This is a genomic window from Streptomyces sp. NBC_00335 (assembly GCF_036127095.1).
In the GTDB taxonomy this organism is placed as follows: Bacteria; Actinomycetota; Actinomycetes; order Streptomycetales; family Streptomycetaceae; genus Streptomyces.
The window spans coordinates 2,029,978-2,053,128 of sequence record NZ_CP108006.1 but is presented as its reverse complement, the minus strand read 5'-3'; the positions used below and the strand labels follow the sequence as shown (position 1 = coordinate 2,053,128).

Annotated in this window: 20 protein-coding genes; 19 read left to right on the top strand and 1 reads right to left on the bottom strand. The window is 68.9% G+C overall.

Annotated elements, in window-relative coordinates; translation table 11 throughout:
- Nucleotides 1-130 precede the first annotated feature (130 nt).
- From OHA37_RS09080 to OHA37_RS09000, 17 genes are all read left to right on the top strand, one after another.
- Nucleotides 131-310, top strand: coding sequence for a hypothetical protein (locus OHA37_RS09080; RefSeq protein ID WP_266903827.1), 180 nt, complete (start codon nt 131-133; stop codon nt 308-310).
- 204 nt (nt 311-514) lie between these two features.
- Complete coding sequence (locus OHA37_RS09075) at nt 515-943, top strand: hypothetical protein (protein ID WP_266903826.1); 429 nt, start codon at nt 515-517, stop codon at nt 941-943.
- 130 nt (nt 944-1,073) lie between these two features.
- Complete coding sequence (locus tag OHA37_RS09070; RefSeq protein WP_266903825.1) at nt 1,074-2,222, top strand: PLP-dependent cysteine synthase family protein; 1,149 nt, start codon at nt 1,074-1,076, stop codon at nt 2,220-2,222.
- Nucleotides 2,219-3,478, top strand: a complete 1,260-nt coding sequence (locus OHA37_RS09065) for an MFS transporter (protein ID WP_266903824.1) — start codon at nt 2,219-2,221, stop codon at nt 3,476-3,478. Before OHA37_RS09070 ends, OHA37_RS09065 begins: the two co-directional genes overlap by 4 nt.
- 288 nt (nt 3,479-3,766) lie before the next feature.
- Nucleotides 3,767-5,200, top strand: coding sequence for an MFS transporter (locus OHA37_RS09060; RefSeq protein WP_266912619.1), 1,434 nt, complete (start codon nt 3,767-3,769; stop codon nt 5,198-5,200).
- A gap of 128 nt (nt 5,201-5,328) precedes the next feature.
- Nucleotides 5,329-6,519 (top strand): trans-sulfuration enzyme family protein, encoded by a 1,191-nt coding sequence (locus tag OHA37_RS09055; protein ID WP_266903823.1) that lies wholly within the window; start codon nt 5,329-5,331, stop codon nt 6,517-6,519.
- A gap of 71 nt (nt 6,520-6,590) precedes the next feature.
- Nucleotides 6,591-7,106: a MaoC family dehydratase gene (locus OHA37_RS09050; RefSeq protein WP_266903822.1), complete on the top strand. Its 516-nt coding sequence runs from the start codon at nt 6,591-6,593 to the stop codon at nt 7,104-7,106.
- 76 nt (nt 7,107-7,182) lie between these two features.
- A complete protein-coding gene (locus OHA37_RS09045) occupies nt 7,183-8,022 on the top strand; it encodes a class I SAM-dependent methyltransferase (protein WP_266903821.1) in 840 nt (279 codons plus the stop codon).
- Nucleotides 8,019-9,065, top strand: coding sequence for a methyltransferase domain-containing protein (locus OHA37_RS09040; protein WP_266903820.1), 1,047 nt, complete (start codon nt 8,019-8,021; stop codon nt 9,063-9,065). Before OHA37_RS09045 ends, OHA37_RS09040 begins: the two co-directional genes overlap by 4 nt.
- Nucleotides 9,066-9,107: 42 nt before the next feature.
- On the top strand, nt 9,108-10,001 hold the full coding sequence (locus tag OHA37_RS09035) for a diiron oxygenase (protein WP_266903819.1): 894 nt from the start codon (nt 9,108-9,110) through the stop codon (nt 9,999-10,001).
- A gap of 34 nt (nt 10,002-10,035) precedes the next feature.
- A complete protein-coding gene (locus tag OHA37_RS09030) occupies nt 10,036-10,899 on the top strand; it encodes a hypothetical protein (RefSeq protein WP_266903818.1) in 864 nt (287 codons plus the stop codon).
- Between the two features lie 58 nt (nt 10,900-10,957).
- Nucleotides 10,958-11,680, top strand: a complete 723-nt coding sequence (locus OHA37_RS09025) for a 4'-phosphopantetheinyl transferase superfamily protein (protein ID WP_266903817.1) — start codon at nt 10,958-10,960, stop codon at nt 11,678-11,680.
- The gene (gene metK, locus OHA37_RS09020; protein WP_266903816.1) at nt 11,677-12,891 is read left to right on the top strand and encodes a methionine adenosyltransferase; all 1,215 of its coding nucleotides are present in this window, start codon (nt 11,677-11,679) and stop codon (nt 12,889-12,891) included. The genes OHA37_RS09025 and metK overlap by 4 nt, the downstream gene beginning before the upstream one ends.
- Nucleotide 12,892: 1 nt before the next feature.
- A complete protein-coding gene (locus tag OHA37_RS09015) occupies nt 12,893-13,876 on the top strand; it encodes a carbohydrate kinase family protein (RefSeq protein WP_266903815.1) in 984 nt (327 codons plus the stop codon).
- The gene (metH, locus tag OHA37_RS09010) at nt 13,873-17,352 is read left to right on the top strand and encodes a methionine synthase (protein WP_266903814.1); all 3,480 of its coding nucleotides are present in this window, start codon (nt 13,873-13,875) and stop codon (nt 17,350-17,352) included. The genes OHA37_RS09015 and metH overlap by 4 nt, the downstream gene beginning before the upstream one ends.
- 57 nt (nt 17,353-17,409) lie before the next feature.
- Nucleotides 17,410-18,816 (top strand): adenosylhomocysteinase, encoded by a 1,407-nt coding sequence (ahcY, locus tag OHA37_RS09005; RefSeq protein ID WP_266903813.1) that lies wholly within the window; start codon nt 17,410-17,412, stop codon nt 18,814-18,816.
- 5 nt (nt 18,817-18,821) lie between these two features.
- Nucleotides 18,822-19,487, top strand: coding sequence for a maleylpyruvate isomerase family mycothiol-dependent enzyme (locus tag OHA37_RS09000; protein ID WP_266903812.1), 666 nt, complete (start codon nt 18,822-18,824; stop codon nt 19,485-19,487).
- 48 nt (nt 19,488-19,535) lie between these two features.
- Here the strand turns inward: OHA37_RS09000 and OHA37_RS08995 are convergent, their stop codons facing one another.
- The gene (locus OHA37_RS08995) at nt 19,536-20,279 is read right to left on the bottom strand and encodes a PIG-L deacetylase family protein (RefSeq protein ID WP_266903811.1); all 744 of its coding nucleotides are present in this window, start codon (nt 20,277-20,279) and stop codon (nt 19,536-19,538) included.
- Between the two features lie 144 nt (nt 20,280-20,423).
- On the opposite strand from OHA37_RS08995, the gene asnB reads away from it, so the two are divergent.
- Nucleotides 20,424-22,223, top strand: coding sequence for an asparagine synthase (glutamine-hydrolyzing) (asnB, locus tag OHA37_RS08990; protein WP_266903810.1), 1,800 nt, complete (start codon nt 20,424-20,426; stop codon nt 22,221-22,223).
- Nucleotides 22,224-22,239: 16 nt separating this feature from the next.
- Complete coding sequence (locus OHA37_RS08985; protein ID WP_266903809.1) at nt 22,240-23,148, top strand: PrpF domain-containing protein; 909 nt, start codon at nt 22,240-22,242, stop codon at nt 23,146-23,148.
- The last annotated feature ends 3 nt before the right edge of the window (nt 23,149-23,151 follow it).

Genomic DNA, 23,151 nt, shown 5'->3' with positions numbered 1-23,151 from the left:
TCCTCCTCGCCATCGCCTACGTCATCGAAGCCGCCGACACCCCTGGCAGCGCATCTTCGGCCTCGTCGGCCGGGCCGTCATGGTGGCCGCAGCCCTTGCCTTCCTCGGCCTACGGCAGGTCGCGTCCTCGATGCACGACATTCCGGCCGGCGGGCACAGCCACGGCACCGCGGAGCAGCCGGCCGCAGATGACCACGCCCCCACCAATGCCCCCACCACGGGCAGCACTCCCGGCGCGAGGGTCACGCCTGCCACCAAGCCGACCGCGAAGACGCCGCAGTCGGATCACAGCGACGGCCACGCGTACTGACCCGACACCGATGCGAGGGGGCTGCGGCGGGCCCGCCCCGCCGCAGCCCCCTCGCATCGCGTCTGGAGGGCCGAGCCCGGCGGTCCACGAAGCCGCCGACGGCTACACGGGACAGGCAATGCCCGTGCTGGACCTACCCACGTACGGGGGTATCCGACCCGCAGAAACGTGACGCCTTGCAGTTGCTCGACTACTTTGAGGGATGTGATCGGGTGCTGGCGGATTTCCCAGGAAGCAGTGCGGCGGGCCCGCAACGTCCTTCTGCCCGCACTCGTTCTGCTGATCGCGGCGCATGTGGCCGCGGGCGCACACACCCCTGCTTTCGCGGGGCCGCACACCACGGTGCTGGCCGCCGGTCCACAGCATGACCTTCGCCAGGGCCTGGTCCTGTCGGCGTTCTCCTCGGGTCCTGCGCATCAGCACGGCTCGGAAAAGCATATCGATCACGCTGTGGACAGGCCGCGCTCTGACGGAGCGAAGGCCGTGGCGATGCCTGCGGTGGCCGCAGTCGTGCTCGTCCCGATTCCCGATGAACCCTGTCCAGACCTGGCGGTCGGATGGGCGGCCTCACGTGAGGCCGGCCCGCCGGGCAGCGGCGTCGATCTCGCGCTGAACTGCGTCTGGCGGCAGTAGAAGCACGCCCGCACCCCTGACCTCCACCGGTGATCGTCCCGGGTGTGGAGGGCTGGGGTGTGCACGCGCGCCTTTCGACCTGCCTACCCCGCGCCTCCGTACACCGGCGGCGTGTAGGAGCCGTACGCACATGAACCGCCTTCCCCTGCTCGAAGACTTCGGTCCGCTCTCCCCGGCAGCTCACGCTCCGGTGCCCGTTATCGCCCGCCGGCCCGCACAGCTGGTCGGCAACACCCCGGTCCTGTGGATCGACGAGCCCTTCGCCCCGCCCGGCCGCGGCTTCTTCGCCAAGCTCGAAGGCGCGAATCCCGGCGGCATCAAAGACCGCCCGGGGCTCCACATGGTCCGCCAAGCACGCCTGCGCGGCGATCTGCTGCCTGGTGCGCCCATCGTCGAGTCCTCCAGCGGAACCCTTGGTCTCGGGCTGACGCTGGCCGGGCTGACCTACGGTCATCCGGTCACCGTCGTCTCCGATCCGGGCATGGAGCCAGCCGTGGTCCGCCTGCTCACGGCGCTCGGCGCGTACGTCGACCAGGTCGAAACTCCGCATCCGACGGGCGGCTGGCAGGAGGCCCGCCGGGAGAGGGTCGCCGAACTCCTGACCGCAGCTCCTGGCGCGTACTGCCCGGATCAGTACAGCAACCCGGACAACGTCGGCGCCTACCGGCCGCTGGCCGCCGAGCTGATCGCGCAACTGGGCCGGATCGATGTCCTGGTCACGGCGGTCGGCACCGGCGGCCACTCCGCCGGGATCGCGGCGGGACTGCGGGAGCACTCGCCCGGACTTCGGCTGATCGGCGTGGACTCCATCAACTCGGCGATCTTCGGCCAGCCCGCAGGTCCGCGGCTGATGCGCGGGCTCGGCTCCAGCATTCACCCCGCCAACGTCGACTACAAGGCCTTCGCCGAGGTCCACTGGGTGGCCCCGGGCGAAGCGGTATGGGCCTGCCGCCGCCTGGCCCGCAGGCACTACGCCTCGGGCGGCTGGAGCGTGGGCGCGGTCGCGCTCGTCGCAGGATGGGCAGCAAGGACCATGCCGCCCGGAACCCGGATCGCAGCCGTGTTCCCCGACGGACCGCACCGCTACCTGGAGACCGTCTACAACGACGCCTGGTGCGCGGAACAGGGCATTCTCGGCGCAGAGCCCGCGGCGGAGCCCGAGGAAATCGCGGCCCCGGATGCGTGCACGGTGACGGGCTGGACCCGGTCCACTCAGGTCCGCGACCCGCTCGGCCGGAAGCCCGGACCCCGCGCGATCCGTACCGCGGGCGCCCGGTGAAGGCGCTGCGGGCGCAGGTCGCCTCCTTCGACCCGAGCGTGCGGTTGTTGATGGCCAACCAGTTCGCCATCAACCTGGGCTTCTACATGCTGATGCCCTACCTCGCCGACCATCTCGCCCACGGACTCGGTTTGGCCGCCTGGGCCGTCGGCCTGGTCCTCGGCGTACGGAACCTGTCCCAGCAGGGAATGTTCCTGGTCGGCGGAACCCTCGCCGACCGCTACGGCTGCAAGCCGATGATCCTCGCCGGATGCGGCCTGCGCACGGTGGCCTTCGCACTGCTGGGGATGGTGCAGTCGCTGCCCGCGCTGATCGTCGCCTCGGCGCTCACCGGGCTGGCCGGGGCCCTGTTCAACCCGGCGGTGCGGGCTTACCTGGCGGCCGAGGCCGGTGAGGAGCGCCGGGTGGAGGCGTTCGCCGCGTTCAACGTTTTTTACCAGGCCGGCATCCTCATCGGCCCGCTGGCCGGGCTCGCGTTGCTGGCCTGGGACTTCAGGGCGGTGTGTGCGGCCTCGGCGGTCATCTTCGGCGCCTTGGCCCTGCTCCAGGCGCGGGCGCTGCCCACCCGTCCACCGTCCGACCGTAGTGCGGAGTCGGCGTGGCGGGCGGTGCTCGCGGACTGGCGGTCCATCGCCGCGAACCGGCCGTTCCTGCTGTTCGCCGCGGCCATGTCCGGCTCGTACGTCCTGGCTTTCCAGGTGTACCTGGCCCTGCCGCTACGGGCCCGGGAACTGTTCGGCCCGCAGACCGGCCTCGTCACGGGAGCCGTGTTCGCCGTGTCGGCCCTCGCAGCCCTGTCCGGGCAGCTCAAGCTGACGGCCTGGGCCAAGCGCACCCTGAGCGGGCCCCGGGCGATCGTCTGGGGGCTGGCCGTCATGGGCGCGGCGTTCCTGCCGCTGCTGCCCGGCCCGCATGAGGGGGCTGTCGGCCTTGCGGTGGGGGTGGCTGGGCTTGCGCTGTGCGCGGCACTGTTGGCGTGGGGCGGTGCCCTGCTCTACCCCTTCGAGATGGACACGGTCGTACGCCTTGCGGGGGACCGGCTGGTCGCCACCTACTACGGCGCCTACAACACCGCCTCCGGCATCGCCATCGCGGCGGGCAACCTCGCGGTGGGGGCAATGTTCGACACCGGGCTGCCGTGGCTGCCGTGGGTTGTCCTGGCCGCGACCGGCGCGGGTTGTGCGGGGGCCGTAGCGGCCCTGGAGCGCGGCGGGCACCTGCGGGCACCGGGCTGGCAGGCCGCACTCACTGGCTGAGGTGCAATACGGCGGGGAGCACCGCACGGTGCGGTGCTCCCTGGGTCGGTGCCGTTCGTCAGCGGGCGGAGTGCACCAGCTGCAGGCGTCCGTCCGCGTTCCGCCCGCGTCGCCTTCAATCGGACCGGCCATGGGCCCGCGTGGCAGTGGAGGCGGCACAACCTGCCGGAGTTCGATTCCCTCACCCTGCAATCGCCCTCACTTCGCTCTTACATACCCCCCATGGGTATGCTACGTTGCTCCGCGAAGGTACCCCCTAGGGGTATGATGCAGAGAAGGGTCAGGGCAATGTCAACCGTCAATCCCCGGCGCTGGTGGGCACTTGCCGTGCTTGCCGCCGCGCAGTTCATGGTCATCATGGACACCTCCATCATCGGAGTCGCACTCCCCGAGATGCAGAAGGACCTCGGCTTCTCGCAGGGCGAGCTGCAGTGGGTCTTCAACGCCTACGTCATCGTGTTCGGCGGATTACTCCTGCTCGGCGGTCGTCTCTCCGACCTCGTCGGAGCTCGCAAGATCTTCGCCGCCGGATGGGCGACCATGATCGTCGGTTCGATCGTCGCGGCCGCCGCGCAGACAGCTACGGTCGAGATCGTGGGCCGTGCCGTCCAGGGCATTGGCGGCGCGCTGATCGCACCCGCCGCCATGACCCTGCTGATGATGCTCTTCATGCACGACCCCAAGGAGCTCGGCAAGGCGATGGCGCTGTACGGCGCCGCTGCTCCCGCCGGCGGTACTGCGGGTGTATTCCTCGGTGGTGTCTTCACCGAGTGGATGAGTTGGCAGTGGGTTTTCATCATCTACATCCCGATCGGTCTCGCGACCCTCGCCGCCACCAAGCTGCTGCCGGACGTTGCGTCCCGACGCGGTTCTGTGGATGTCCTGGGTGCGGTCGCCGTCACTGCGGGTCTCGCGCTCGCCGTGTTCGCTGTCGTCCGGGCGCCCGAGGTGGGCTGGGGCTCCACCGCCACAGTCCTGGAGCTGATCGGTGCGGCCGTTCTGCTCGCCGCCTTCTTCGTGATTCAGAAGTCCATCCGTGAGCCGCTCATGCCGCTCAGCGTCTGGCGGGTCCCGCGTCTCGGCTCGGCCAACCTCGCGATGACGCTGCTCGGTGCGGCGTGGATCCCGATGTGGTACTTCCTCAACCTGTATCTGCAGCAGGTCCTCAACTACGGCGCATTCGCGTCCGGCGCCGCCCTGCTCCCCATGACCGTCCTGTTGATGATCTTCATGACGGCGATTACCGCACGCCTCATGGGCAAGTTCGGTGCGAAGCCGCTGATCGTCGCCGGCCTCTTGGCCCTCGCCGCAGGCCTGGTCTGGCTGTCGGCGGTGGAGCCGACTGGCACCTTCCTGGTCGATGTCCTCCCGGCCTCGCTCGTCGCCGCGCTCGGCATGGCGCTCGCCTACATCCCTGCGATGATCGCCGCCATGTCCGGAGCTCCCCAGGAGCAGGCAGGTCTGGCCTCGGGCATCGTCAACACCACGTACAACGTGGGCTCGGCCCTCGGCCTTGCCGCTCTGACCGCTCTTGCCACCACGCAGGGGGCCGGTGAGCTCGGCAACCTGCCCGCCCTCACCGACGGCTTCAGTGCCGCGTTCCTCGGTGCCGCCGCCATCGCGGCCGCTGGCGCCGTGATCACTCTTCTCGTCATGAAGGGAGACAAGGCTGCGGCGACCGCAGCCGCCCCCGCGCCGCAAAGCGAGACCGCCGGGGTGTGACGTACGGGCTCGTCCGTACTCGACAAGGGGTCGCCCGATGTCCTCCCAGGACATCGGGCGACCCCTTGTCTGCTCCCCGTACCTGACGCAGACGGCCGGACGGACCGGCCCATCAGACAGGAGACCCCATGGAAGACAAAGACATCCGAACCCGTGCCGTGCATGTGATCAATCGGCCTTTGCCGCACGGCAGTTGGCCGCTCTCCGTACCCCTGGTGCAATCGTCCGCCTTCGCCTTCGACTCCGCGAGCGAGCTGGCCGAAGCCATGGCTAGCCCCGACGGCCAGTACGTCTACAGCCGCCGCGGCAATCCCACCGTCCGCGCCCTGGAGCACACCCTCGCGGACTTGGAGGGCGGGGCTTCGGCCATAGCCTTCGCCTCGGGCATGGGAGCCATCAGTGGCGTCCTGCTGGCGCTGCTACGCCCCGGCGATCACGTGATCGCGCAGCGGTGTTTGTACGGAGGGACACACGCCGCCCTAACTGACCTGGCGGACCGCTACGGCGTGGACGTCACGTACATCAGCGGTGACGAGGTGGCCGAGTTCGAGGCGGCCGCAGGACCCCGGACCCGGCTGCTCCTGCTGGAGACCATCGCGAACCCGACGGGCCAAGTCCCTGACCTGCCAGGGCTGCTGGCTGCGGCCCGGCGCCGGGGAGTCGTCAGCGCCGTGGACAACTCCCTCGCGTCGCCCGTCCTGTGCCGGCCCATCGAACTCGGCGCCGACATCGTGCTCCACTCCACGACCAAATATCTGGCCGGACACTCCGACGTCCTCGGGGGCGCAGCCATCTTCGCGGATGACGGACTGCGGCAGGAGATATGGCCGCGGACAGTCGAACTCGGGGCTAGCGCCGACCCGTTCGCCGCCTGGCTGACCCTGCGCGGGATCCCGACGCTGCCCCTGCGGATGCGGGAGCACTGCGCCAATGCCGAAGTCCTGTCTGCGCGGCTGGCTGCTCATCCCACAGTCACGGCCGTCCACTGGCCCTGGCTCCCCGCCCACCCCTCGTACGCCACCGCCCGTAAGGCGCTCTCCGGCGGGGGAGGGTTGCTCTCCTTCGAACTGGCCGGCGGCCGGGAGGCGGGGCGGGTGTTCGTGGAGGGAGTGCGGGTGGCACGGCTCGCGCTGTCCCTGGGTGGCGTGGAGACGCTGGTGACGCATCCGGCCAGTACCTCCCATCGAGAGCTGGGTGAGGAGGCGTTGGCGGCGGCCGGTATCGGATCGGGTCTGGTGCGGATGTCGGTCGGTATCGAGGACCCCGACGACCTGTGGAGGGACATCGAACAGGCTCTATCCAAGCTTCTTTTGGCTTGACAAAATAAATGAACGATTCGTAGATTGGTTCACGCCAAGGAAACACTGCTCTACGTCAAGGGGGGCGCGTGATGCGCTACTTCGAGGACTTCCGGACCGGTGATGTCCACGAGCTGGGCACGATCACCGTCACCGCCGAGGAGGTGCTGGAGTTCGGAAAGCGCTTCGATCCGCAGCCCTTCCACACGGACCCGGAGCTCGCCGCCCGGTCGCCGTTCGGCGGTCTGATCGCCAGCGGCTGGCACACCGCCTCGATGTTCATGCGGCGCTACGTGGACGGGTTGCTGGTCCACAGTGCGTGCACCGGCTCCCCGGGGGTCGACGAGATCCGCTACGTGCGCCCCGTCCGCCCGGGAGACGTCCTCGCCGCCCGAGTGGAGATCCTCGGGTCCCGCCCGTCACCGTTCAACCCGACCACCGGCATCGTGCAGCCCAAGTGCCTGCTGGTCGACGGCGACGGGGCGGTCGTCTTCAGCATGATCCTGCACAGCATCTTCCAGCGCCGGCCCGCCGGTCCCGACGCCTCGCGCTCCGGGACGAAGTCCGCGGCAGACGACCCGGTCGCCTGCGTGCGATCCGTGGCTTGACCGCGCCGGACCGGGGCCCCTTGCGGATTCCATAACTGCTTGTACCCATCTCACCCGATGTGAAGGGAGACCTCCTGTGGAGGCCGTATCCCGCACCGCCCAGTGGACCGCCGCAGCGCGAGCCCTGGAGACCGACCGCGAGGACCGGCTGTTCGCCGATCCCTACGCGCGCACCGTCGCCGACACGATCGGCTTCGAACTTCTGGAGCGCTACGCAGGGGCGGGCACCGTGCCGTTCCTCGCCATCCGCACCACCTACCTGGACCGGGCGATCGTCCGGGCCGTCGAGGAACACGGCATCCGCCAGGTCGTGTTCCTCGCCGCGGGCATGGACACCCGGTTCTACCGGCTCCCGTGGCCCGACGGCGTGACCGTCTACGAGCTGGACCGCCCCGCGCTCCTGGAGGCGAAGGCGCAGATGCTCGCCGATGAACCCGCCCCCGCCGGACGCACCCGCGTCACCGTACCGGTGGACCTCACGCAGGACTGGACCGGTCCGCTCAAGGAGGCCGGCTGGCGCAGTGACGAGCCGGTGTTGTGGGTGGTCGAAGGGCTCCTCTTCTTCCTCCCGGAAGGCGCCGTGCGCAACCTGATCTCGACGCTGGCCGCCCACTCCGCGCCCGGCTCGGTGCTGCTCGGAGACGTCATCAGCCGGGCCGCGCTGGACAACCCGCTCTCCCGCCCCTTCCTCAAGTGCCTGAAGGAAGACGGCAACCCGTGGCTGTTCGGCACTGAGACCCCCGAGCAGCTCCTCGCCGACTGCGGCTGGGACGTGCGCGAGGTCCGACAGCCGGGAGAACCGGGCGCCGACTTCGGCCGCTGGCCGTACCCGGTTCCGGCTCGCAGCGTTCCGGGCGTTCCCCGTTCCTTCCTGTTCACGTGTGACCTTCCGACCTCCGAGGCGGCGGCGGCATGAGCGGCACGCACGAGTTCCACCAACGGGTCATCAGCGATGCCGGAGCCGCCGTACGGGGGCTCACCGTCGCCCTCGGCGAACGGCTCGGCCTGTACCGCGCGCTGGCCGAGGCCGGCCCCCTCACCGCGGCCGGGCTCGCCGAGCGCACCGGCATCGCCAAGCGGTACGCGGAGGAGTGGCTGCACGCACAGCTGAGCGCCGGGTACGTCGAGCGCCACCCGAGCGCCGATACGTACACGCTCCCCGCCGACCACGTGGCCGTACTGGCCGACCCGAAAGCCGTCACGTTCGCCGCGGGCTTCTTCACCGCCCTCAAGGCGCTGTACGCCACCGAGGACCTGCTCGTCGACGCGTACCGTTCCGGCGACGGCGTCGGCTGGGCGGAACACGACCCGGCACTGGACACCGGGATGGGCAGCTTCTTCCAGCCCACCTACGAGCACCGGCTCGTCCCCGACTGGCTGCCCGCCCTGCACGGGGTCACCAGCAAGCTGGCAGCCGGCGGCACCGTCGCCGACGTCGGGTGCGGCGTCGGGCACACCACGCTGCTCATCGCGAAGGCGTTCCCCCAGGCGACCGTGCACGGCTTCGACTACTCCGAGGAAGCCATCTCCATCGCCCGGCAGCTTGCCGAGGAGGCCGGACTCTCCGACCGCGTCGTCTTCGACGTCGCCGCGGCCGACGACTACCCCGGCTCCGGCTACGACCTGGTCACCTTCTTCAACGCCCTGCACGACATGGGAGACCCGGTCGCCGCCGCGCAGCACGTACACAAGTCCCTGGACGGAGAAGGGACGTGGATGCTCGTCGAGTCGAACGTCTCGCCCGCGGACATCGACACGCAGACGCCCGCCGCCCGCATGTTCATGGCGCTGTCGGCCGTGATGTGCCTGCCCGTGGCCGTCGCCCAGCGCGGTCCTCACGCGCTCGGCAACCACTCCGGCGAGAAGGCGTTCCGCGCCATCGCGGAGGAGGCCGGCTTCACCCGCTGGCGGCGCGCGACCGAGACCCCGGTCAACGCCGTTTACGAAGTCCGGCCCTGAGCCTTCGCTCGCCGCAACCCACCACACACCGAGGGAGTCTCCATGGGCATCGCCGCCCCCCTGCCCGTCACTGATCGCTTCCTGGAAGTCCTGGAACGGCTGAGCTCGCGCTCCATCGAGGAGTACTACAACCCCTACCAGCAGTTCGACTGGCCCGAGAAGCTCGAAGAGGGCCAGCTGTGGATGACCCCCGAGCTGCTCACCGTCTACGGCACGCCCTTCTACGAGGAGCTCGGCGAGGAGACCATTCACCGCCTTTCCAAGTGGGAGAGCATCAACTTCTACAGCCTCAACGTGCACGGCATCCGTGAGCTGCTCATCGAGGTGGTCGGCCGGATACACATGCCCGGCTTCGAAGTCCCCTCCGACTTCTTCCACCACTTCATCGGCGAAGAAAACGAACACATGTGGTTCTTCGCCGAGTTCTGCCGCCGCTACGGCGACAAGATCTACGGCTCGACCGCCATGCGCGCCGACTCCGCGTGGGAGCCGGAGGTGGACAACTTCCTGGTCTTCGCCCGGATCCTGTTCTTCGAGGAGCTCGTCGACCACTACAACATGCGGATGGCGCAGGACGAGTCCCTGTGTCACACCATCCGCGAGGTCAACCGCATCCACCACCAAGACGAGTCCCGGCACATCGCCTTCGGGCGGGAGCTGGTCTCCCTGCTGTTCAAGCGGATGAAGGACACCGTCTCTGCCCAGCGGCTCGCCGAGGTGGAGGCGTACCTCAAGCGGTACGTCGTCTACAGCGTCAACTCCCTTTACAACCCGCACGTCTACCGCGACGCCGGCATCGCCGACCCGCTGGCCCTGCGCAATGCGCTGGTCGCCGACGAGGGCCGCCGTCCGTACGAGCGCAAGGCCATCCGCAAGCCGCTCGGCTTCTTCCTGAAGACCGGAATCTTCACCGACGACGTACTGCCCGTCGTCTGAACGAACCGTCCGTCGTCCGAGAGGTGACTCCACCATGACCGTTACAACAACCCCTGCGAGCGTCGGGGAATCGAGGGGCCTGCCGTCCCTCGGTCCCGAGGGAACCGCCCTGCTGCGGCTCCTCGACGACACCTTCGAGGGCTGGGGTGTGAGCGCGGGCGCCCGCCCGATGACCATGCCTCCGCTGCTGCCGGCCGCCGACCTGGCCCGGCTCGACTACTACGACAACTTCCCTCACCAGGCCGTCGTCGCCGCCCCGCTCGACCTGTCCGCACGGGAGACCGACGAGTTCTGTACGGACAGCGGTTGCTTCCCCTGCACCGCCCTCCAGCCGGCGGCCCTCGGACTCCCCTCCGCGTCCTGCTACGCCGTCTACATCGACCACCAGGGTCGCCAGGTCGCGGACGACACCCTGATCACCGTCGTCGGCTGGTGCTTCCGCAAGGAGGAGCACTACGAGGGCCTGCGCCGGCAACTCGGTTTCCGCATGCGGGAGGTGGTCGCGATCGGGACCCGCGAGCACGCAGAGTCCCACCTCACCCGCTTCACCTCGCGCATCCAGGCCTTCGCCGAGGCGCTGGACCTGCCTCTGCGCAAGGAGGCCGCCTGCGACCCGTTCTTCGACAAGGGCAGCTCGAAGGCGGTGCTCCAGCGCCTCACCCCGGTCAAGCACGAGTTCCTGTACGAGGACCTGGCGATCGCCTCGGTCAACACCCACCGCAACTTCTTCGGAGACCGCTGCGAGATCACGCTGGAGTCGAGCGGCAGCCCGGCCTTCACCAGCTGCGCCGCGTTCGGCCTCGAACGCTGGCTGTCCGCGCTGACCAGGCGCCACGGCAGCTGGGAGGCGGCGACCGAGGCCGTCCTGCGCGCGAACGCGGCCGGGCCGGCGATCTGACGTGCCGACCCGACCCGTCGCCCCGCCGGCGGGCGGCCTGGGCTGGGCGAATCTAGGCATGGACATCGTGTCCGTCACCCGTGTCCGCCGACTGCTCGCCGAGTACGGCGAGGACTTCTTCGAGCGGATGCTCACCCCAGGCGAACTCGCCGACTGCGGAACGGCCTCCGGGCTCGACGTACTGAGTCTGTGCGGCCGGATAGCGGCCAAGGAGGCAGCCTTCAAGACCCTCCGCGTCCGGGGCAAATTCCTCCCCTGGCTCGACATCGTCGTTCGGCGTTCCGAAGGGGGCTGGCCCCTCGTCGAGCTCCGCCGGGGCGCGGCCGAGATGGCCGCGGAGTCCGGCATCGCCGAGATCACCGTGTCCATCAGCCATGACGTGGACTACGCGGTAGCCGTGGCTGCCCCGGTGCTCCATGCCGGCTCGGCGGGCTACCCCCTCACGCCGGGCCTTCCGGACCCAGCCGGTGCTCTCAGCGTCGCCCGCGCAACCAACACCTCATCCATACAAAGCACTTCAAGGAGAACAACCATGTCCGACGGTCTGCAGCAGGTGAAGAACTGGCTCCTCGCCCGTCACACGGAGCGTGACGACATCGCCTCCGACCTGGACCTCATCGAGAACCGGCTCATCGACTCGCTGTCCTTCGTGGAGTTCGTCTTCCTGCTGGAGCAGCAGAGCGGTCGGTCCATCCAGATGGAGGCCCTGGAAGTGGACGAGATCCGCACCCTCGCCGCCATCGAGTCGCACTTCTTCCCGGTCGAGGTGGGGCAGGCATGAGCAAGCGGCTGTTCACCTCAGAGTCGGTGACCGAGGGGCATCCCGACAAGATCGCCGACCGGATCAGTGACACGATCCTCGACGCGCTGCTCCGTGAGGACCCCACCTCGCGGGTGGCTGTGGAGACCCTGATCACCACCGGCCTGGTCCACATAGCCGGCGAGGTGACGACCAAGGCCTATGCCCCCATAGCCGCCCTCGTTCGTGAGGCCATTCTCGACATCGGCTACGACTCCTCGAAGAAGGGCTTCGACGGTGCCTCCTGCGGGGTGTCGGTGTCCATCGGGGCGCAGTCACCCGACATCGCCCAGGGCGTCGACACCGCATTCGAGAAGCGTGTCGGAGGCGCGGGGCCGAGTGACGAGCTCGACAAGCAGGGAGCGGGCGACCAAGGCCTGATGTTCGGCTACGCCTGTGACGAGACGCCCGAGCTGATGCCGCTGCCGATCCACATCGCGCACCGGCTCTCGCGCCGGCTGTCCGAGGTCCGCAAGGATGGGGTCATCCCTTACCTGCGCCCCGACGGCAAGACGCAGGTCACCATCGAGTACGACGGCGATCAGGCGGTGCGCCTGGACACGGTGGTGGTCTCCTCCCAGCACGCAGCCGACGTCGACCTCGACGCACTGCTGGCCCCGGACATCCGTGAGTTCGTCGTGGAGTACGTGCTGAACCAGCTCGTCGAGGACGGCATCAAGCTGGAGACCGAGGGTTACCGACTACTGGTGAACCCGACCGGGCGCTTCGAGATCGGCGGCCCGATGGGCGACGCCGGCCTGACCGGTCGCAAGATCATCATCGACACGTACGGCGGGATGGCGCGTCACGGTGGCGGCGCCTTCTCGGGCAAGGACCCGTCCAAGGTCGACCGTTCCGCCGCGTACGCGATGCGCTGGGTGGCGAAGAACGTGGTCGCCGCGGGCCTGGCCTCGCGCTGCGAGGTCCAGGTCGCGTACGCCATCGGCAAGGCCGAGCCCGTCGGCCTCTTCGTCGAGACCTTCGGCACGGGAACACTGCCGGACGAGCGCATCCAGGAAGCCGTGTCGAGTGTCTTCGATCTTCGGCCGGCCGCGATCATCCGCGATCTGGACCTGCTGCGCCCGATCTACGCCCAGACCGCCGCGTACGGCCACTTTGGCCGTGAGCTGCCGGACTTCACCTGGGAACGCACCGACCGCGTGGACGCCCTTCGCCGGGCCGTTGGGGTCTGACATGCGCATCGTTGTGACGGGATCCATTGCGACCGACCATCTGATGACCTTTCCCGGCCGGTTCGCCGAGCAGCTGCTCGCGGACCGGTTGGACCGGATATCCCTGTCGTTCCTCGCCGACAACCTGGAATTCCGACGCGGCGGAGTAGCGGCCAACATATCGTTCGGTCTGGGAACGCTGGGACTGCGGCCTGTCCTGGTGGGCTCTGTGGGTCGAGACTTCGATCCGTACCGGGTGTGGCTCAAGGAGCACGGCGTCGACACCGACTCCGTTCGGGTCAGCGAGACGTGCCAGACCGCGCGTTTCGTCTGCACCACCGACCGGGACCAGAACCAGATCGCGACGTTCTACGAGGGGGCCATGGTAGAGGCCCGCGAGATCGATCTGAGCGACGTCGTCGCACGGGCCGGTCGCCCCGACTTGGTGCTGATCTCGCCCGACGACCCCGAGGCCATGCTCCGCCATACGCGGACCTGCCGTGAGCTGGGCATCCCCTTCGCTGCGGACCCGTCCCAGCAGCTGGCGCGACTGGAGCGGCCGCAGGTTCGGGAGCTGGTGGACGGTGCGAGCCGGCTGTTCACCAACGAGTACGAAGCAGCCTTGCTGTGCGAGAAGTCCGGGCTCACCGAGGAGCAGGTCCTGCGGCGGGTCGGCTCCTGGGTGACCACCCACGGCGAGGGTGGCGTACGAATCCAAACTGCGGGCACCACGCCGCTGACCGTGCACGCGGTCGAGGTCGAGGAAGTCGTCGACCCCACCGGTGTCGGCGACGCGTTCCGAGCCGGGTTCCTCGCCGCAACGGCGTGGGGTGTGTCCGAGCGGAGCGCGGCTCAGCTGGGCTGTGCGGTCGCTGCGACCGTCCTCGCATCCGTGGGTACGCAGGAGTACCGGTTGTCCGGCGAATCGTTGCTCACCCTGCTCGGCATGGGGTACGGCTGCCGGTACGAGACGGAGCTGACCGCACACCTCCGGGAGTTGGGATGAGACGGTCTCTGAGGGAGGAGCTGGCGCAGCGGGTCGTGGTGGCCGACGGGGCGATGGGAACGATGCTCCAGGCCGCCGATCCGACGCTCGACGACTTCATGGGTCTCGAGGGCTGCAACGAGATCCTCAATGTCACCCGGCCCGACATCGTCCGGTCGGTCCATGACGAGTACTACGCGGTGGGTGTGGACTGCGTCGAGACCAACACCTTCGGGGCCAACCTCTCCGCACTCGCCGAGTACGGCGTGGAGGGCCGGGTCTATGACCTGTCCGAGGCCGGAGCGCGCATCGCCCGCGAAGCCGCGGATGCGTTCACGGCGAAAGATGGACGGCCCCGCTGGGTCCTGGGCTCCATGGGCCCCGGCACCAAGCTGCCCACGCTCAAGCATGTCGCGTACGAGCCCTTACGCGAGGCGTACCAGGAGAACGCCGAGGGTCTGATCCGAGGCGGCGCAGACGCGCTGTTGGTCGAAACCTCACAGGACCTCCTCCAGGCGAAGGCGGCCGTCATCGGCGCCCGCCGGGCGCTGGAGTGGTGCGGAATGGGCGACCTGCCTCTCATGGTGCAGGTGACGGTTGAGGCGACCGGCACGATGTTGCTGGGTTCGGAGATCGGCGCGGCGCTCACGGCCTTGGAGCCGTTGGGTATTGACATGATCGGCCTGAACTGCGCCACCGGCCCCGCCGAGATGAGCGAGCACCTGCGCTACCTCGCGCGCAACTCCCGCATCCCGCTCTCCTGCATGCCCAACGCGGGCCTGCCGGTCCTCGGCAAGAACGGCGCCCACTACCCGCTGTCCGCGAGCGAGCTCGCCGACGCCCAGGAGACCTTCGTCCGCGAGTACGGCCTCTCCCTGGTCGGCGGCTGCTGCGGCACCACCCCCGAGCACCTGCGCCAGGTCGTGGAGCGCGTCCGCGGCCTGAACCCGGCCGCCCGCGACCCGCGCCCCGAGCCCGGCGCCTCCTCGCTCTACCAGACCGTCCCCTTCCGCCAGGACGTCTCGTACATGGCGATCGGCGAGCGTACGAACGCGAACGGGTCGAAGAAGTTCCGCGAAGCCATGCTGGCAGCCCGTTGGGACGACTGTGTGGAGATGGTCCGCGACCAGATCCGCGAGGGCGCACACATGCTGGACCTGTGCGTGGACTACGTCGGCCGCGACGGCGTCGCCGACATGCAGGAGCTCGCCGGACGCTTCGCGACCGCCTCCACCCTGCCGATCGTGCTGGACTCCACCGAGGTCCCCGTCCTGCGGGCCGGCCTGGAGAAGCTCGGTGGGCGCGCCGTCATCAACTCGGTGAACTACGAGGACGGCGACGGGCCCGAGTCCCGCTTCGCGAAGGTCACCGCCCTCGCCCAGGAGCACGGCGCCGCGCTGATCGCGCTGACCATCGACGAGGAGGGCCAGGCCCGCACCGTCGAGCACAAGGTCGCCATCGCCCAGCGCCTCATCGAGGACCTCACCGGGAACTGGGGGATCCTCGAGTCGGACATCCTCATCGACACCCTGACCTTCACCATCTGCACCGGTCAGGAGGAGTCCCGCAAGGACGGCATCGCCACGATCGAGTCGATCCGCGAGCTCAAGCGCCGCCACCCGGACGTCCAGACGACCCTGGGACTGTCGAACATATCCTTCGGCCTCAACCCGGCCGCCCGCATCGTCCTCAACTCGGTCTTCCTCGACGAATGCGTCAAAGCCGGCCTCGACTCCGCGATCGTGCACGCCAGCAAGATCCTGCCGATCGCCCGCCTGGACGAGGAACAGGTCAAGGTCGCCCTCGACCTGATCCATGACCGGCGGGCGGAGGGTTACGACCCGCTGCAGAAGCTGATGGCCCTGTTCGAGGGCGTGAATACGAAGTCGATGAAGGACGGGCGGGCGCAGGAGCTGCTGGCGCTGCCGTTGGACGAGCGCCTGCAGCGCCGGATCATCGACGGTGAGAAGAACGGTCTGGAGGCGGACCTCGACGAGGCCCTGGAGACGCGGCCGGCGCTGGAGATCGTCAACGACACCCTCCTGGAGGGCATGAAGGTCGTCGGTGAGCTGTTCGGCTCCGGCCAGATGCAGCTCCCCTTCGTCCTGCAGTCCGCCGAGGTCATGAAGACCGCGGTGGCCCACCTGGAACCGCACATGGAGAAGAGCGACGACGAGGGCAAGGGCACCATCGTCCTGGCCACCGTCCGCGGCGACGTCCACGACATCGGCAAGAACCTCGTCGACATCATCCTGACCAACAACGGCTACAACGTGGTCAACATCGGCATCAAGCAGCCGGTCTCCGCGATCCTCGAAGCCGCACAGGAACATAAGGCCGACGTCATCGGCATGTCCGGCCTGCTGGTCAAGTCCACGGTGATCATGAAGGAGAACCTGGAGGAGCTCAACCAGCGCAAGCTGGCGGCCGACTACCCGGTCATCCTCGGCGGCGCCGCCCTCACCCGCGCCTACGTCGAACAGGACCTCCACGAGATCTACGAGGGCGAGGTCCGCTACGCCCGCGACGCCTTCGAGGGCCTGCGCCTCATGGACGCCCTCATGGGAGTCAAACGCGGCGTCCCCGGAGCGAGCCTGCCCCCGCTCAAGCAGCGCCGGGTGAAGTCCGCGGCCACCACCGCGCTCATGGCGCCCGGGCCCGAAGCCCCCTCCCGCTCCGACGTGACCACCGACAACGCCGTGCCCACCCCGCCGTTCTGGGGCAGCCGCGTCGTCAAGGGCATCCCGCTCAAGGACTACGCCTCCTGGCTCGACGAGGACGCCCTCTTCAAGGGCCAGTGGGGCCTCAAGCAGGCCCGCGGCGGACCTTCGTACGAGGAGCTGGTGGAGAGCGAGGGCCGGCCCCGGCTGCGCGGTCTGCTCGACCGCCTCCAGACGGAGAACCTGCTGGAAGCCGCCGTGGTCCACGGCTACTACCCGTGCGTCTCCAAGGGCGACGACCTGATCATCCTCGACGACGTGGGCGCGGAACTGACCCGCTTCTCCTTTCCCCGGCAGCCCCGCGGAAGGTTCCTGTGCCTGTCGGACTTCTTCAAGTCCGAGGAGTCCGGCGAGGTCGACGTGATCTGCCTGCAGATCGTCACCGTCGGATCGAGGATCGGCGAGGCCACGGCCAAGCTGTTCGAGTCCGATTCCTACCGCGACTACCTGGAGCTCCACGGCCTCTCCGTGCAGCTGGCGGAGGCCCTCGCCGAGTACTGGCACGCGCGGGTACGCGCCGAGCTGGGCATCTCGGGACAGGACCCGCGCTCGCTCGACGGGATGCTGCGCACCGAGTACCAGGGCTGCCGCTACTCCTTCGGCTATCCAGCCTGTCCCGATCTGGAGGACCGCGCGAAGATCGCCGAGCTCCTGAAGCCCGAGCGGATCGGCGTCCACCTCTCCGAGGAGTTCCAGCTCCACCCGGAGCAGTCCACCGACGCCATCGTTGTCCACCATCCCGAGGCCAGCTACTTCAATGCCGGGGGCCGCCGGTGAACCACGTACCGGCCCCCGCGGCCCATTGCACCGACCGAAGTACAAGGAGCGTTCTTCATGCCTGCTGAATTCACCGATTTCAAGGTCGCAGACCTTTCCCTCGCCGCCTTCGGGCGCAAGGAGATCACCCTCGCCGAGCACGAGATGCCGGGTCTGATGTCGATCCGCCGGGAGTACGCGGCCACCCAGCCGCTGGCCGGGGCCCGGATCACCGGCTCCCTGCACATGACAGTGCAGACGGCCGTGCTCATCGAGACGCTCGTCGCCCTGGGCGCGGACGTCCGCTGGGTCTCGTGCAACATCTTCTCCACCCAGGACCACGCGGCGGCCGCCGTAGCCGCCGCCGGCATCCCGGTCTTCGCCTGGAAGGGCGAGACGCTGGAGGAGTACTGGTGGTGCACCGAGCAGGCGCTGACCTGGCCCGACGCCGCCGGTCCCAACATGATCCTGGACGACGGCGGTGACGCCACCCTGTTGGTCCACAAGGGTGTCGAGTTTGAGAAGGCCGGAAGCATCCCCGACCCTTCGACCGCCGAGAACGACGAGCTGCGCGTCGTCCTGGAGCTGCTGCACCGCACGTCCCTGAAGTGGACCGAGCTGGCCTCGGAGATCCGTGGCGTCACCGAGGAGACCACGACGGGCGTCCACCGCCTCTACGAGATGCAGCAGGCTGGCGCGCTGTTGTTCCCGGCGATCAACGTGAACGACGCCGTGACGAAGTCGAAGTTCGACAACAAGTACGGCTGCCGCCACTCGCTGATCGACGGCATCAACCGCGCCACGGACGTCCTGATAGGCGGCAAGGTCGCGGTCGTCTGCGGCTACGGTGACGTCGGCAAGGGCTCCGCGGAGTCCCTGCGTGGCCAGGGTGCCCGCGTGATCGTCACCGAGATCGACCCGATCTGCGCCCTGCAGGCCGCGATGGACGGCTACCAGGTCGCCACGCTCGACGACGTGGTTGAGATCGCCGACATCTTCATCACGACGACCGGCAACAAGGACATCATCATGGCCGCCGACATGGCCAAGATGAAGCACCAGGCCATCGTGGGCAACATCGGCCACTTCGACAACGAGATCGACATGGCCGGTCTCGCGAAGATCGAGGGCATCGTCAAGGACGAGGTCAAGCCCCAGGTCCACACCTGGAAGTTCCCCGACGGCAAGGTCCTCATCGTCCTGTCCGAAGGCCGCCTCCTGAACCTGGGCAACGCCACCGGTCACCCGTCCTTCGTGATGTCGAACTCCTTCGCGGACCAGACCCTGGCCCAGATCGAGCTCTACACCAAGCCGGCCGAGTACCCCACCGACGTCTACGTGCTCCCCAAGCACCTCGACGAGAAGGTGGCTCGCCTCCACCTCGACGCGCTCGGGGTGAAGTTGACGACCCTGCGCCCCGAGCAGGCCGCGTACATCGGCGTGGACGTCAACGGCCCCTACAAGCCCGACCACTACCGCTACTGAGCCCCATGACAGTTCTCGACGAGATACGTGACCCTTGGCTTCCGGACCGGTTGTTGCGAACCGAACGCGACGCGTTGATGCCGCTGTTGCGTCGAACCCCTCCGGAGGCATACGCGCTACGCACGGCCTGTCCTGGCTGGACGGCCCGGCAGGTGCTCGCCCACTGCGCGGCGGCCCTGGTGCGGATTGTCGAAGGACGGTTGGAAGAGGGAGTGTTCCTCCCCGAGGCCAACGCGACGGACGTCGCCGAACGCGAAGACTGGCCGTTGGCCCAACTCCTTGACGAGTTGGAGCGGGGCTTCACCGAGGCAGGCCCGGAGATCGCGGCGGGCGACGGCACGCTGGACGCGGTTGCGCTGGGGGAGTGGGTCCACGCCGGCGATGTCCGTGACGCGTTCGGGGAGTCGGGGGCTTACAGCGGGGACAGCCTGACACTTGCCCTGCCCCTTCTCCGCATTACGAGCCGCAAGCGGGGGACACCTCGGCTGGTCGCACAACTCAATGGTCTGGACGGTCTCTTGGTTTTGGGCAATGAGATCGAGGGACGGCCCGCGGCCCGCTTCCAAGGCGACGCGGCAACGCTGATTCGCCTCTACTCGGGCCGTCCGCTGGTCGCGACCCGCTACGAGCTCACGGATGCGACAGAACAAGAACTGCTCATCTACCGCTGACGAGCCCGAGCCGGTCCGTCCGTCATGGCAGGCGGACGGACCGGGGCCTCATTCGATCTTCACGACCTGGAAGGCTTCTGCCATCCGCCCCGCCGGCAGTCCCGCTGCTCTTGCGTGTTCCCCCAACCAGTCCCGTAGTAGCCCCGCCAGGTCGTCGAAATGGGCCGTCTGTGAGGTGTGGATCCGCAGAGCCTCGACCTTGCGTTCGAAGACAGGGGTCACGTCGATGTACTGGTTCGGCGTGGGGCCGGTCATCAGCCACAGTTCTGGCACGATCCAGGGCTCCAGTCCTTCCTCCTTGAGGAGGGAGGGATGCGCGAAGGGGTTGCGGGCCTCGGGGTAGATCGCACGCAAGGCGGCATCGCCGACCGCGCGATGGTCCGGGTGAAGGTCGGCCACTCGGGCCCAGTTGATCTCCGGGCTGGGGATGACGGCGCGCTGCGGGCGAACCTGTCGGATCACCCGGCACAGGTCGCGGCGCAGCTCGACGCTCGGTTCGACGAAGCTGTCGGGGTAGCCGAGGAATCGGACATCCTCGACGCCGCTCCGCTTGGCCGAGTGCACCTGTTCGGCTCGCCGGAGGTCCCCCATCGCTTGGCGGGGGAGCTGCTCGTCGTATCCGCCGGCCCCGCCGTCGGTGACGATGCAGTACGTGACCCGCGTCGTGCCCTGGGCGATCCACCGCATGACCGTGCCGCTGACACAGAACTCGATGTCGTCCGGGTGGGCGGCCACCACCAGCAGGGATTCCGGGGCGCTGCGGTCTGTTAGATCGGTCGCGAAGTGCTCCATGGACTCAGCCTGTTGTGCCTGGTGGCGGCTTGCAAGGCAACTCATCTGGCGTACTTGCGACATGGCACTTCTACGCCAGTCAAAAATTTGGTAGCTTCAAATAAATGGTCTAATCGCATGTACGTGGAATCCGGAGGCACCGGCATGTGCAGGATTTTCGGCTCCTTCTCGGCCGGCGCGGCGCGCCCCGACCCGGGCGAGCTCGCCGCGGTCTCCGCCCGTCAGCGGCACGGTGGTCCCGACGAACATGACGTGCTCAGCGGGGCCGGCTGGTCGCTCGGGTGCGACCGGCTCGCCGTGACCGACCTCCGTGGCGGTCGACAGCCCTACCGGCTGCCCCACTTGCCTGGGATCATCGCCGTACTCAACGGCGAGATCTACAACCACCGCATCCTCCGTCGCGAGCTCGCGGCCCGCGGCCACCGCTTCCCCGACACGTGCGACGGCACCCTGCTGCCCGCGCTCTACGCCGAGTACGGGCCGGCCTTTGCCGAGCGGCTCGATGGGATGTTCGCCGTGGCCGTCCTCGACCTGCGGGCGAGCCCCCTACTCGTCTTGGCCGTCGACCCCATGGGGATGAAACCCATTCACTACCACCGGGGCGAGGACGGCTCCTTCCGCTTCGCCTCCGAGATCCCGGCACTCCTGGCCTTCGAAGGGGTGCGGATCACTCCTCGCGCTGACACCCTCGACACGGTCCTAGCCACACGGACACCCTTCTCCACGCAGACTGCCCTGGAAGGCATCAGTGTCATGCCCCCGGGCGCGACCGCTGTCGTCAGCCCTGGGCGGGAACCGGCCGTACGGCGGCGGCCCGTGCAGCCGGCGGCGCCCTCAGAGGCCGGCTTCGGCACCGAGGACGTGTTGCGCCGCGAAGTGCGACGCCTCGCCCGAGCCGATGTGCCGGTCTGTGCCCTCACGAGCGGTGGTCTCGACTCCGGCCTGGTGACCGCGCTGGCAGCAGAGTACGCGCGTGAAACCGGCGCGCCGTCCCTGCACACCTTCCATCTCACCTACCAGGGCCGATGGCCGGGCTCGGAGCACATCCACGCCCGCGCCGTCGCCCGGCAGGCCCGGACCGTCCACCACGAAGTGGCGCTGGATCCCGGGGAGCTGGGATCGCTGCTCACCCGCGCCACCCGGCATCTGGGGCAGCCGAACGCCGACCCCATCGCCCTGAGTACGTACGCCCTCTTCCGGGCCGTACGAGAGGCCGGCTTCACCGTCGCTCTCACCGGAGACGGCGCCGACGAGCTGTTCGGTGGATATGCCCGGATGCGGGAGGCCCTGGAGGCCCCTGCGGGTGGCGACTGGGCCGCCTCGTACGCCGACGCGCTGTCCGCGGCACCCAGGATGCTCCGCGAATACCTCTACACCCCCGCGTACCGGGCCTACATCGCCGAGGAAGGTTCGGCTGCCGACCGCATAGTGCGGGAGCTTCGCTCCGCGCGCACGGATCGGCTCACCGCGATCACTTCGTTCGAGACCCGCTGGCGGCTGCCCGCCTACCACCTTCGCCGAGTCGACCACCTGAGCATGGCGTGGGCGGTCGAGGCCCGGATGCCGTTCTGTCAGCCCGCTGTCGCCGCGCACGCCCGGGAACTCCCTTCGGCCGCTCGACGCGGGAAGTTGGCGCTGTACGAGGCCGGGCGCGACCTGCTGCCCGCCACCGTGCTGAACCGGCCCAAGCAGCCCTTCACCCTGCCCGTGACCGCGATGCTTAGCCCTGGTAGTCCCCTCCTCGAGCCCGTGCGGGAGCTCTTGTCTCCGGACCGGCTCTTGCGGGGCGGCCAGGTCCGGCCCGACCGGGTGCAGCGCTTGCTCGCCCGGCAACTGGAACGGCCTTCGGACCAGGACGCGCTCACCCTGTGGGCGCTGGCCACCCACGAACTGTGGACCGAAGTCGTACGGGGGATGGGTATCCCGGTCGGATGCGCCGCGTGAACGGAGCGGTCGTCCCGTGATCGCCACAGTGGTGAGGGCCGCGGGGGCTCCCGGCCCCACCCTGGTCGTGGAGCTGTCCGAACTGCCCCTAGGCGCACTGGCGTTGCACGCGGAACTCCGCGGCCTTCGGGAGAGCTTGGAGGGGTCTAGCTACGACCGCCTCGCCAAGATCGCCCTCTACGGGCCCTCGGGCGCGCCCGGCACGGACCTGGACTATCGCTTCGTCCAGGCCATGCCGGACGGCAGTTTCGACTTCCGTACCGGATGCGGTCACTCCCTGCTCGCCTGTGTAGCCGCCGCCGGGTCGCCCGGTCCCGTCACCGTGCGGGCCGTAACCACCGGGGACGAGGTCGTGTGCGTGTCGGAACAGCCTCACGGAGGGGTTCCGGACACTTACACGCTGCACTTCTTGCGGGCGCCGGATGCACCAGGCGTGCTGCCCACGGGCCGGCCTCTCGACCGGCTCGACGGCGTTCCCGTTTCCCTGGTGAGGTACGGAAACCCTTACGTCTTCGTGGACGCCCGCGACCTGGGGATCCGTAGCCGCGACCAGCTCTTCGCCGCCGGGGAGACGGTACTGCGCCGGCTCCTGGCCCTGCGAGCCCTCGCCGCTGAGGTGCTGGGACACCCGCCCCACTCCGCCCTGCCCAAGATCGCTGCTGTCGACTACTCCGCGGCCACCCCCGCTGTGCGCGCCGTCACCGTCGGGGGCTGGCATCCCTCGCTCGCACTCACCGGTGCCACTGCCCTCGCCGCGGCGGCCGCGCTGTGCGGTACGGTCGTGGGCCCGCTCGATGGAGTCGTCGACACTCCCGGCGGCCCGGTCACGGTCTCCTCCACGGCCAACCGGGTCAGCGTGCACCACAAGCGCGCGACCGTTCTCCGACGGATGGAGCTGCCGTGGCGTATCCACGCAACGGCGTGAATG